At 42.8% G+C, this 12081-nt stretch carries 11 protein-coding genes; 1 reads left to right on the top strand and 10 read right to left on the bottom strand.

The genetic code is table 11. From position 1 onward, the window contains the following. Positions 1-47: 47 nt before the first annotated feature. The 10 genes from ACWNM1_RS07520 to ACWNM1_RS07475 all read right to left on the bottom strand — a co-directional run bounded on the left by ACWNM1_RS07520 (position 48) and on the right by ACWNM1_RS07475 (position 11441). The gene (locus ACWNM1_RS07520; protein WP_188114736.1) at positions 48-1319 is read right to left on the bottom strand and encodes an adenosylhomocysteinase; all 1272 of its coding nucleotides are present in this window, start codon (positions 1317-1319) and stop codon (positions 48-50) included. Positions 1320-1504: 185 nt separating this feature from the next. Further along, positions 1505-3136, bottom strand: a complete 1632-nt coding sequence (gene bshC / locus ACWNM1_RS07515) for a bacillithiol biosynthesis cysteine-adding enzyme BshC (protein ID WP_449600512.1) — start codon at positions 3134-3136, stop codon at positions 1505-1507. A 231-nt stretch (positions 3137-3367) separates the two neighbouring features. Next, the gene (locus ACWNM1_RS07510; RefSeq protein ID WP_449600511.1) at positions 3368-4288 is read right to left on the bottom strand and encodes an ABC transporter ATP-binding protein; all 921 of its coding nucleotides are present in this window, start codon (positions 4286-4288) and stop codon (positions 3368-3370) included. Beyond that, positions 4285-5280, bottom strand: a complete 996-nt coding sequence (locus ACWNM1_RS07505) for an ABC transporter ATP-binding protein (RefSeq protein WP_042190876.1) — start codon at positions 5278-5280, stop codon at positions 4285-4287. Before ACWNM1_RS07505 ends, ACWNM1_RS07510 begins: the two co-directional genes overlap by 4 nt. Positions 5281-5291: 11 nt before the next feature. After that, positions 5292-6206, bottom strand: a complete 915-nt coding sequence (locus ACWNM1_RS07500) for an ABC transporter permease (RefSeq protein ID WP_042194363.1) — start codon at positions 6204-6206, stop codon at positions 5292-5294. 33 nt (positions 6207-6239) lie between these two features. Next, entirely contained in the window at positions 6240-7172 is a 933-nt protein-coding gene (locus tag ACWNM1_RS07495; RefSeq protein ID WP_042190878.1) for an ABC transporter permease, read from the bottom strand. A gap of 222 nt (positions 7173-7394) precedes the next feature. After that, entirely contained in the window at positions 7395-9104 is a 1710-nt protein-coding gene (locus ACWNM1_RS07490) for a peptide ABC transporter substrate-binding protein (RefSeq protein ID WP_042190881.1), read from the bottom strand. Between the two features lie 151 nt (positions 9105-9255). Further along, positions 9256-9642 (bottom strand): DUF3397 domain-containing protein, encoded by a 387-nt coding sequence (locus ACWNM1_RS07485; protein ID WP_076284770.1) that lies wholly within the window; start codon positions 9640-9642, stop codon positions 9256-9258. A gap of 27 nt (positions 9643-9669) precedes the next feature. Further along, positions 9670-10626 carry a ketopantoate reductase family protein gene (locus tag ACWNM1_RS07480; protein ID WP_449600510.1) on the bottom strand — a complete coding sequence of 319 codons (957 nt, stop codon included), beginning with the start codon at positions 10624-10626 and terminating at the stop codon, positions 9670-9672. 164 nt (positions 10627-10790) lie between these two features. After that, complete coding sequence (locus ACWNM1_RS07475) at positions 10791-11441, bottom strand: RsfA family transcriptional regulator (protein WP_042130271.1); 651 nt, start codon at positions 11439-11441, stop codon at positions 10791-10793. A 345-nt stretch (positions 11442-11786) separates the two neighbouring features. Here ACWNM1_RS07475 and ACWNM1_RS07470 point away from each other — a divergent pair, with 345 nt between their 5' ends. After that, positions 11787-12023, top strand: a complete 237-nt coding sequence (locus tag ACWNM1_RS07470) for a DUF2626 family protein (protein WP_042130273.1) — start codon at positions 11787-11789, stop codon at positions 12021-12023. Positions 12024-12081: the final 58 nt, after the last annotated feature.

Genomic DNA, 12081 nt, shown 5'->3' with positions numbered 1-12081 from the left:
TTCAAGGTACACTTGGTTAATATACTTTATTGTTGTGCGTTCCGTAATTAATCGTTCAGATTCCAGCTGTCCAAATAATCCACTTGTGCTGGAGTCAGACTATCAATGTTAATGCCCAGACTTTGCAGCTTGTAGCGTGCTACCTGCTCATCCAGCTCATAAGGAACATTCTCAACCTTTACGCCAATGCTCTTATAATTATCATTTACATATTTCAACGACAGCGCTTGTAGCGCAAAGGTCGTATCCATAATTTCGGCAGGGTGTCCATCCGCAGCACCCAGATTTACAAGTCTGCCTTCTGCAAGCAGATAAAGTTTACGTCCGTCGCGAAGCTGGTACTCTTCGATATTTTTGCGAACAGTACGCTGAGATACGGATCTTTCAGACAATTCAGGCTTATTCACTTCAACGTCGAAATGGCCTGCATTGCACATGATTGCTCCATCCTTCATCACATCATAATGTTCACCGCGAATGACATAACGATTACCAGTTACTGTAACGAAGAAATCACCAACCTTAGCAGCCTCCAGCATAGGCATAACTTCGAAACCGTCCATATGTGCTTCAACGGCTTTAATAGCATCCACTTCTGTGACAACCACTTTTGCGCCCAAACCTTTGGCACGCATAGCAACACCTTTACCGCACCAGCCGTATCCGACAACAACTACGGTTTTGCCCGCAACGATCAGGTTGGTTGTTCGAATAATTCCATCCCATGCGGATTGGCCAGTGCCATAGCGGTTATCAAACAAATATTTGCAATAAGCATCATTTACTGCGACCATTGGGAACTTCAACACACCTTGCTTTTGAAGAGCTTTTAGACGAATGATGCCGGTTGTTGTTTCTTCAGCACCCCCACGAATATTCTCCATTAGATCAGGACGCTCCGAATGTAGCAATGTAGCAAAATCGCCACCATCATCAATAATTAAATCCGGTTTGCTTTCCAGCGCCTTGATATTAAGGGCTTTGAACTCTTCAGGTGACGGGTTGTACTTAGCAAATACGGTGATTCCGTCCTCTACAAGCGCCGCACATACATCATCCTGTGTAGAGAGTGGATTCGATCCAGTAATGGTTACTTCTGCACCGCCTGCTTTGACTACCTTCGCCAGATAAGCGGTTTTAGCTTCCAAATGAAGCGTAATAGATACTTTTAGTCCTTTGAATGGCTGCTCAGCTTCGAACTGCTCACGGATACGGTTCAATACCGGCATATGTTGACGAACCCAGTCGATTTTCAAATGACCTTCGGGTGCGAGTGACATATCAGCCACGATACTATTTTGTTTTGATGAACTCATAATGAAACCTCCTAAAAGTTTTGTGAGCGTTACTACATTGAATCTACTTCGTACAAAACTTACATCGTAAGCATACGCTTTGTTTTATGGAGCAATACTTCTATGTTTTACTTCGCAATAAAACTCGCTTCGTAAGCATAATCCAAGTTTTGTGAGCGTTACTTCTTTGTTTTGTGAGCAATACTTCTCTACATATAAATGATGCGATGCGTCCCACTATAATCCGATTCAATAGCCATCAGCTCATCTAACCATGGAAGTCCGTAGCGGTTCAAGTAATACATGATATTGTACACTCTTTCCTGCAGTTTACCCAGTGGCATTAACGACAGCTCGATTCGCTCCCATTGACGGATTGCAGCTTCATTCTGTTTTGCCATTGCATCTTGGGCTTTCGCTTGTAAAAAAGTGATCTGATCTAAAATCTTATCTTTATTGTTATTCCCTAGTTTTAGCAGACCTGCCTGAATGGTTCCAAGCTGTTCAATCAGTGGTTCGTACATGGCGGAGAAAGTAGCTTTAGTTTCTTCGAAACGTTGTTCAATCCCCAGCTCATCCTGTGCAGCCAACCACTCATGTCTTTTACGATCTAGTCCCTGTCTTACATCCTCAAAGCTTAGTTGATATTTATCCATATGCTTATGAAGCGTACCTTCCACCACTGTGAAAGACATTCTCGGGATGATCAGGGGCATTTGTCCCCCAATGGTCTCAAACGCACGATGCGGAATGGCCCAATAAGCAATCTCACCTTGACCTAGCACCGTTGCTAGAACCGGCAACACATAATCCTGCATAAGCGGACGTGTCAGCACGTTGTTACTGAATAGTTCCGGATGAACCTTCACTTCCTCCAGTAGTTCATCACGGGTGAACGATACCTGGCCCTTGCGATCGGCAAAAACGCCATCTTTCTTATGAAGCAATAATCGTACACCATCATGTATATAAAAGAGATTGGCATTGCCTGCCGTAACGTCAGCTTGAAGCTCATACCCAGCGTTCACGATATCAGAAGCAGAATTCATGTACGCTGTTTCCAGTGCATCATTCTGCATAATTAGCGAAGTAAAGAAAGGCTCTTCTAACTTACGAAGGTTAGGATCAGCAGAATCAAGCAGGATCAGACCAAATTTACCAAATAAAGAACCCATCAGTTTGGCAAAAGCATCCGTCATACTATCTGCTCTAAACGAAGAAGATCGAATAAATTCCATAATTTGCGGTTTAAAGTCACTATCTTGAAGTAGCGCATCCAGCTGTTCTACTACTTGCTGCCAGCTTTCATCTTCTACACGAATATTACTCACCGAGGAGCGTTTCTCCTCTGATTTCTCTATCTTAATCTTTGTAATCTCTTGCGTACGATTCAATACATACGTATGATTCACTTCATCCCAGTCATGATCCTCTCCTGCAATCCAGAATAATGGGACTACAGGCCGACCGAGCTGTTCTGCTGCTTCTTTTGCCGCCATAATGGTTGTCATTGCTTTATATACTACAAGTAGTGGTCCTGTAAATAATCCGCTTTGCTGTCCGCCAGTAACCACTAACGTTCCCGGCTGTTCTAAAAGTGCCAGGGAAGACATCACCGCATCATGTGAATTATGCTTTTCATTATATTGCCGTAGACATGCAGCAACTTGTGTCCGGTCTGCACGGAGACCCTCACTACGATCCAGCCATTCTGCCCGAATGCTTCTACTCTCTTTGCTTCGGAAATCCCCACCATACAAATGACTAACCTTCTCAAAATTTTCTATATAGTCGCGCGCGAGTGCAGATCCACCCGGGAGCGGTTCCTTAACAATATTCATTTGCTAGTGCCTCCAGTTCTACTGAGCAGTTATATGTAAATCCAAGTTCGTAAACTCTATATGATTGTATCCAAAGTCAGGGGCCGCGTCAAAAGAATTACATGCCTGCAAAAAAGCAATGCAAGAGCAGCCGTTTTATTTTCTTATCCATTAAAATGATTATTAAATATCCCCACTACATACAAGAGGCGAGAGCATAACGCTCCCGCCTGTCTAATACTCGCTATAGATTTAAGCAAATTTTTTGCTTACCCAGTGTCCTTTGGATACTTCTACTAATTCAAAGTCACTATCATTGCTCTTTTCGTTAGCAGAATAAATAGGACTACCAAGCTCATCATGCAAGTGAATACGTTTCTTGTTCACTTCAATTTCCGGATCCGGAATTGGAATAGCTGACAAGAGAGATTTGGTATAAGGGTGGATAGGATTTGCATAAAGCTCTTCACTTTCCGCCAATTCTACCATTTTACCCAAATACATAACTGCTACGCGATCACTGATATGTTTAACCATGGACAGATCATGCGCGATGAAAAGATAAGTCAATCCCAGACGATCTTGCAATTCTTTAAGCAAGTTTACGACCTGAGCTTGAATGGATACGTCAAGCGCGGAAATCGGCTCATCACAAACGATGAACTTAGGATTTACCGCTAACGAACGGGCAATCCCAATACGTTGGCGTTGTCCACCAGAGAATTCATGCGGATAACGAGTAGCGTGATCATGGTTAAGACCAACCAAATCGAGCAGCTCTTCGATCCGTTTTTTACGTTCTGCACGACTGCCAGCCATTCCGTGAATGTCCAGTGCCTCGCCGATGATATCAGAAACCGTAAAACGCGGGTTAAGTGATGCGTACGGATCTTGGAAAATCATCTGCATGTCACGACGCATTGCTTTCATTTTGTTAGAAGGCAATTTATAAATGTCTGTACCATTATATTTCACACTTCCGGCAGTTGGCTCATACAAGCGAAGAATTGTACGTCCAGCAGTAGTCTTACCACAACCGGATTCTCCTACCATTCCAAGCGTCTCGCCCTCACGGATGGAGAAGTTAATATTATCAACAGCCTTAAGAACCTTGCCTTGACCTACATTAAAATATTTCTTAAGACCTTCTACCTCTATTAGGTTCTTACTCAAGAGTACTGCACCTCCTTGGCCATCGAATGCAGATTCCAGCAACGCGCCATATGCGTTTCGCTGAATTCTGTGGCGCCGGGATCGATTTGTTCGCAAACATGCATTGCTTCATTGCAACGCGCGGTGAACGGACAGCCGATCGGCGGCTTGATCAGATCTGGCGGTGTGCCGATGATCGGAATGAGCGGCTCGCCCTTCTTTTGGTCCAGACGCGGCATCGAGCGCAGCAGACCTTTGGTATATGGATGCTGTGGATTCTTAAAGATTTCCCATCTTGTTCCGGTCTCCACAACTTCACCTGCATACATTACAATAACCCGATCACACATACCGGCAACGACGCCAAGATCATGGGTAATCAAAATGATGGAGGTACCTAGTTTTTGCTGCATCTCTCTCATAACTTCCATGATCTGCGCCTGAATGGTTACGTCAAGAGCCGTTGTAGGCTCGTCCGCTATGAGTAAAGCCGGACGGCAGGCTAGCGCGATTGCAATCATTACACGCTGGCGCATACCGCCTGAAAACTCGTGGGGATATTGGTTAAAGCGAGCCTCAGCATTTGTGATGCCAACTAATTTGAGCATCTCAATACCTTGCTTTTTCGCTTCGGCCGCTGACATTTTCTGATGTTTAATCAAAACTTCAGTGATCTGTTTGCCCACTTTGATGGTTGGGTTCAAAGAAGTCATCGGGTCTTGAAAAATCATGCCAATATCTTTACCGCGAATGGATTCCATTTCTTTCATGCTTTTGTCTAGCAGATTTTGTCCTTGGAAAATAATTTCTCCCTTTTTCACTTTAGAGGGTGGGGAAGGGATCAACCGCATAATCGATTGTGCAGTTACACTCTTACCGCTGCCGGACTCGCCGACGATGGCAACCGTTTCACCTTTGCCAATTTCAAAATTCATACCACGGACAGCTTGCACTTCTCCGCCTTTAACAAAAAACGAAACATGCAAATCTTTGACTTGTAAAATAGGTTCCATCCATAACCCTCCTATTTTTTCAGCTTAGGATCAAGCGCGTCACGAAGACCATCACCGAAAATGTTGAAAGAAAGCATGGTTAAACTGATCAGAATGGCAGGGAACAGAAAGCGCCATGGATAGTACAACCAACCGGTGAGTGAATCGTTAATCATAGATCCAAGTGAAGCGATAGGAGCTTGTACACCAAGACCCAAGAAGCTTAGGAAAGCCTCAGCAAAAATTGCATTTGGTACAGAAAGTGTAATCGTTACAATAATCGGACCCACTGCGTTCGGCAGAAGGTGTTTGAACAACAGTCTCGCAGAACCTGCACCCATGGAACGGGAAGCCAATACGAACTCGCGGTTCTTAAGCTGCATAATTTCACCGCGTACAATCCACGACATCGTAATCCAACCCGTAATGGTTAAGGCCAGGATGATGGTACCAAGACTTGGTTCAAGCACAACCAAAAGCAAAATTACAACAAGCAGATAAGGAATGGAGTACAAAATTTCAGAGAATTTGTTCATGATATTATCTACACGGCCGCCGAAGAAGCCCATAATACCTCCATAGATAACACCGATAAACAAGTCGATGGCTGCCGCAGCTAGACCAACGATCAAGGAGATCCGTGCGCCGTACCAAGTACGAACGAAAATATCACGTCCAAGATCATCCGTTCCAAACCAGTGATCGGAGGAAGGGGGCTTATTGGTATTCATCAAGTCATTGGAGTAATAGTTATATTTCGAGAATAAGGGAGCGATAATCGCTGCAAGCACGATCAAGCCTAGAATCCCAAGCGCGGTCATCGCCATTTTGTTTTGACGCAACCGTTGCCAAGAATCTTTCCAGGCAGAGAGACTCTCCCGCTGGATTACCTCGGCTTCTTTTTCATCTACACCGACTTTTTGAAAGTCTTCCGGTTTTAGATTCATGTTCTTTAACAAGTTATTATCAGATGCCACTCTTTAGCCCTCCTTTCCTCCACTTAATTTCATACGTGGGTCAATCAATACATAAGCAATATCAGTAATGAAACGGGCCACCATGAGTAGTACACCATAGAAAATGGTTATCCCCATAATAACGGTATAGTCACGGACACCAATCGCTTCCACGAACTGTTTACCAATACCCCCAACACCAAAGATCTGCTCGATAACAACCGAACCAGTTACGATGTTAGCTGTCATAGGTCCCATGTAAGTAACAACCGGCAGGATACCATTACGAAGTACGTGACGGCTTAGAATAGCCATCCAGCTTAATCCCTTAGCCTTAGCCGTTTTGATATAATCCGCATTCAGAACTTCAAGCATACTTGAACGTGTCAAGCGCGCTATAAATGCTATTGGCTGAGCCGAGAGCGCTGCTACAGGAAGGAAATAATAGATTGGCCCTTTAAAACCTGAAACCGGTACCCAACCCAATTTGAAAGCGAACACATACTGTAATAATGACGCGACTACAAAGCTCGGAACCGCAATCCCCAGAACTGCCAACACCATCGCGGCGCTGTCAAGAAACTTTCTGTGATAGAGTGCCGCTAACATGCCGAGAAGAACCCCAACAATAACCGCCACAACAATTGCGACGAGTCCCAGCTTCAGCGACGCTGAAAAGGTTTGACCGATCAAATGTGATACATCTTGATTCAGGCGCTTCATGGATACACCCAGATCACCTTGGATAATATCACCTAAATACTTAAAATACTGATGAGAGAGCGGCTTGTCCAGACCATATTGCTCCATCAAACGCGCTTTAATTTCTGGCGGTACTTTTTTCTCAGAAGTAAACGGATCCCCTGGAATAGCTTTCATCAAGAAAAAAGTTGCAGAAATCAGTACAAATAATGAAACCAACATATAGAAGAATTTATTTGCGACATAACGAACCATCCCCATCACACCTCCTCCGACAAATTTTTTGAGAGCATTATATTGATTTTATGAAAAAAACGGATTTTTGTCCATTTTCTAAATATGTTATAAATAACAATAAATAACAAATAGACGGAAATACAAAAAAAAGGGATATATATGGAGTTCCACATATATATCCCGAAGTATTGTGTTACTTCAGTCAACTAACTATTCTGTTTAAATTACATGAGCTAAATCTTAGTGCTCAAGCAAGTATCCACGAGTCAAGTCAATTGCACCACTGAAGTCAAGAGTAACACCTTTGAGGTACTCTTTAGTCAGGGAGTTGTTAGTGTAGTAGTACAAAGGAATCAAAACTTGATCTTGCTCGATGAGCAATTTCTCAGCTGCTGCAAACTTGTCTTGACGTACTTTCAAGTCAGTACTTGCTTTAGCTTCGCTGATCAATTTGTCATACTCAGGGTTAGCGTAACCAGTATCATTGTTACCGCCACCTGTTACCCACATATCAAGGAAAGTCATTGGATCATTGTAATCCGCAGTCCAACCAGCACGTGCAACTTGGTAGTTCAGGTTTTGACGGTTTTCAATAAATACAGCCCACTCTTGGTTAACGGTTTGTACGTCGATACCAAGATTGTTTTTCCACATATCAGCAATCGCCAAAGCGATTTTCTTGTGACCTTCACTTGTGTTGTAAGTCAAAGAGAATGTAGGCAGTTTATCCATACCTTCTTCTTTCAGACCTTCAGCAAGCAAAGTTTTAGCTTGTTCTAGATCTTCAGTGAAGTAGCTATCTTTAACTGCTGTACGGTATTCACCATCAGCACCAGCGATACCCGGAGGTACATAACCGAATGCTGGGAATTGTCCACCTTGTACTACATTGTCAATCAAAGCTTGACGGTTAATCGACATTGCAAGAGCTTTACGGATTTTAGCGTTTGTGAAAGGTTTTTCAGTGATATTGAATTCGTAGTAGTATACGGAAGCAATACCTTTACGGCTGAATTCTTTAGGAAGTTCTTTTTGCACGATTGGAATTTGTTCTGATGGAATTTCACCAGTTGGTCCACCGGCACGATCGTATTCACCGTTCTTGTAGCTGAGCAGTTCAGTTGCACCGCTGTTTACAAGGGAGAAGTCGATTTTGTTAAGTTTAATGGAATCTTTATCCCAGTATTTATCGTTTTTAGTTACAACAAGTGTTTGACCTGTAGTCCACTCAGTAAGAGTGAAAGCACCGTTAACGATCATAGTATCTTTACTTGTTGCCCATTTTGGATTACTCTCAATGGATTTGTGTACAGGGTAATAAGTGTAGAAGGAAAGCAATCCAAGGAAGTAAGGAGTTGGGGCTTCAAGAGTAACTTCGAGAGTTTTCTCATCAACCGCTTTGACACCTACTTGACTGAAATCGGTAATTTCCTTGTTGTAGAACTTTTGAGCATTTTTGATGTAGTACAATTGATAAGCGTAAGGTGCAGCGGATGCAGCAGCAGGATCGAGCACGCGTTTCCAAGCGCGAACGAAGTCTTCTGTTGTTACAGGATCGCCATTACTCCATTGTGAATCACGGAGTTTGAAAGTATATACCAGACCGTCAGCGGAAACATCCCAGCTTTCAGCAACACCTGGTTCAGCTTGACCAGATTCAGCATTCATGCGAGTCAGACCTTCGTACATTGTTGTCAGGACAGTGTGAGCTTGGCTATCTTGAGCCAATCCTGGGTCAAATGTTGGAGGCTCAGAGCTTAGGTTGATTCTCAGTGTTTGGTCCGCAGCCAATTTCTCTTCTGTAGCCGCATTACCAGTTCCCGTGTTACCAGTGTTACCAGCATTACCTTTATTGCCGCTGTTCGCGTTGTTTCCGCCGCAGCCAGCAAGCACTGTGCCGATAACAAGTACTAATGCAAGCATTAGCAATAGACTTTTACTCTTCTTCATCTAGCAGTTCCCCCTAAATAGAATGTGGTATATGGTTTATGATTATACAACCAGTGGTCAAAAAAATCTAGTGGTATGTTTTCAGAAAATTCTTTTTTTATTAAAACTTTAAACTTTTGTGACGTTGCCGCTTCACCGGAGCAGTGGAACATTACATCGCTTGTGATATGTACTTAATTAGCCCTACAAACATAAATAATAAATATCCGACGCTCATAAAAAAGAAGGAAAGTCTCCAAACTGCCCGAAATAACCGCTTCCCATCTACTTTTCCTTTCAGTCGATTCTGAGCGCCGCCAATCAATCCAGTGGATATTAATACAATAAGTAGTATAAGATAAAACCCAAAACCGTTATTAAACAAGTTGTTAAATAATGCGGAGACCGATAATAATAAAAAAAATGTAGTCACGTCCATAGCGAGCATAAAAGTTTTCTTTTTATCTTTTTTCAAGCCTCTTCCAATGAAATAAACAATTAAAAACGGTATTATTGGAATCAAGCTTAAAGTAACGACCGAATTCATCAGCAATCCCATAGCTTCACCTCTCCTCCGAGATCATACCTATATTCCCTCTACTAATTGGCAGATCAAGCGATGTAAAGGAACCAATGTTCCAGTGCGTTCTGCCATTTCTACAAGACTTCCATTGATCCAATGAATTTCTGTGCTTCTTGAAGCTAGAACATCTGCCAGCATGGACGAAGTATTGCCAGCCGTTGACCTGCACACTTTAAGGATGTTATCCCACGCATCATGATCATAAGTAATTCCGCAGGCATCATATACCATAGTAGCTTCTCTAAAAAGTTCTCTCATTAACTGCAGGCGCTCTTCTGAAGCAAGCAGTTCACCATTTGGAATACGCCAAATCGCTGTGAGCGGATTAATAACGGCATTGATTAGGAGCTTCCGGTAAATCATGGTATCCACTTCATTCGACAAAAAGGCTGAGAATCCTGCCATAATGAGAACTTCTATTAAATAATTCACTTGTAAATCAGTATGTATACTATGGGCTTGTCCATTCTTTAAGCTCCATTTCCCTATCCACACCTCCCCCGCTCCTGCATGAATGACCTCAGTTAAAGACTTTCGCTTCGCAGCTTCTGTTGTTACGGCAGCATATAAATTTGCTTTCGGCAGCAAGTTACTGAGCATCTCCATATGTCCAATGCCATTTTGAAAACAAATGATGTGTACCTGTTGTTCCCTAAGAGGGGATAGAAATCCAGGTAAAACATTATGTAGTATGTCCTGTTTAACCGTTACTATGATCCAATCACTGGGCTCACGGAGATAGGCATCTGCAAATCCCTCTATTGGCGCGGACACAAATCGATCCCCCAAAATCGAAATTGGATCGCGCCCATCCTCATAGCTCACAGTTAATCCCTCATCTTTTAATTTCCGGCACTGCTCTACCCCTCGACACCACAATCTCACTTCATTCCCGGACTGGGTCAGCCTCCCTGCCAAGAGCAGCCCAAGTGAACCCGCACCGATTATATCGATTTTCATCTGATCCTCCTGTTGATCTCAAACGCAAATTTTCTAAGTATAGCCTTAATATACCAAGAAGAACCGCCGTTGTCGTCCTCCATAAATGACAATACAAAACCAAAACGCCCGCAAATGGCGCTAATAAAGCGAACCACTTACGGGTGTTTTAGTTTGCCTATCTTTTATTCAATACGTTCTAAATTTCCATTCCCATCCATTTTGAAACGAGTCTTCATTTCTTCTTCTTCTTCGTTTAAGAAAGCTAGCCTACGCGCACGATCCATAATCTGAATTAAAGCTTTGTAATCATCATTGACTACCCGGTAGTCACTTTGAGCAAGATTAACCTCTTTTGACAACCGCTCATTCTCAGATCTTAATTCTGTTAATTCATCTTCCTTCTCGCGCAAATCTCTCTCCAGCATTTTCAGCTGGCGTCCTGCCTCCTGGATCGTACCTTTCCATTGTCTCAGGAAACGTATAACCGCATCAATGGATAATGTGTTTTCACTTAATCCTTCGCCCCGCCCGAATTCCTCATCGGTATCCCCGAGAATCAGACCCGCTACCTGCGCTCCTCTTACCGACGGCTGCTTTTTCAGGTAACTTCTCTTTTGACGTTGACCTTTAGCGATTCCAATTGCACCTTCATAGCTTTTTCGAACACAGCTGTTCCAGCGGAATCCGCAAGCTGCCGACGTTCTGCCGATTTTCTCACCCACTTCTTCAAAAGCAGCAAGTTGTGTACTGCCCTCCCGAATGTGGCGCAAGGTTACTTCTGCCAGTATTAGATCATCTTCTGCACTCCAAGCATCCTGTCTAACGGCTGTCATCCAACCAAACCTCCTAACAACATCTTGAAATAACCATCTCCATAACCGACAGCTCTGCCGGGTAGTGAATAGGGATAAAAGCTGCTTACTCCATTTCTATGCTTCTCATAGAGTTCATAGAATCTATTTGATACTAAATTGTATTTCCATTATCTGCCCACATCATACGCTTTAAGTAATAAATTCTCTTTTTTCAAGTACTAATCACTTCAGTCAATTATAAAAATCACATTTTTTCAAGATTAGTTTATTTTTTTCAATGAATTCGTTTACACATTTTTACTGAACGGGTATAATAAGTCGAAGGAATATTCGTGAGATACATACTGGAAGGGGGACTCTCTCTTGGACCGCATGTTTCGGGTATTAGGTTTTTTTACATTGGCTATTGGATTGATGGCTTTCGCCGGAGGTCTGACAGAAATGGCCTTGCTTTTCTTTTTGCAAACCGCTTTTTTCGTAATTCTCGGTTATTTGAAGTTTACTGAAAAAACTTATGTCCTACTTTTCTGGGCATACATGATTTTGACTTTCACCGGTTTCAGCTATTGGACGATCTTTCAAATGGGTCTTCCACTATAAATTGCAGTGCTCTCTTGAAGCGGATGAGGTCCTTATCTAATAAGGATCACTTCCGTTT

The sequence above is a fragment of the Paenibacillus sp. Marseille-Q9583 genome (assembly GCF_976954365.1).
Note: the sequence above shows the minus strand (reverse complement) of the source record. Positions and strands in the feature narration are given on the sequence as shown.

Bases quoted from the DNA above. Each gene is read 5' to 3' on its own strand.
- bshC (WP_449600512.1), bottom strand. From the start codon at position 3,136: ATGAATATTGTTAAGGAACCGCTCCCGGGTGGATCTGCACTCGCGCGC.
- ACWNM1_RS07505 (WP_042190876.1), bottom strand. From the start codon at position 5,280: ATGGAACCTATTTTACAAGTCAAAGATTTGCATGTTTCGTTTTTTGTT.
- ACWNM1_RS07500 (WP_042194363.1), bottom strand. From the start codon at position 6,206: ATGAATCTAAAACCGGAAGACTTTCAAAAAGTCGGTGTAGATGAAAAA.
- ACWNM1_RS07495 (WP_042190878.1), bottom strand. From the start codon at position 7,172: ATGGTTCGTTATGTCGCAAATAAATTCTTCTATATGTTGGTTTCATTA.
- ACWNM1_RS07490 (WP_042190881.1), bottom strand. From the start codon at position 9,104: ATGAAGAAGAGTAAAAGTCTATTGCTAATGCTTGCATTAGTACTTGTT.
- ACWNM1_RS07485 (WP_076284770.1), bottom strand. From the start codon at position 9,642: ATGGGATTGCTGATGAATTCGGTCGTTACTTTAAGCTTGATTCCAATA.
- ACWNM1_RS07480 (WP_449600510.1), bottom strand. From the start codon at position 10,626: ATGAAAATCGATATAATCGGTGCGGGTTCACTTGGGCTGCTCTTGGCA.
- ACWNM1_RS07475 (WP_042130271.1), bottom strand. From the start codon at position 11,441: ATGACAGCCGTTAGACAGGATGCTTGGAGTGCAGAAGATGATCTAATA.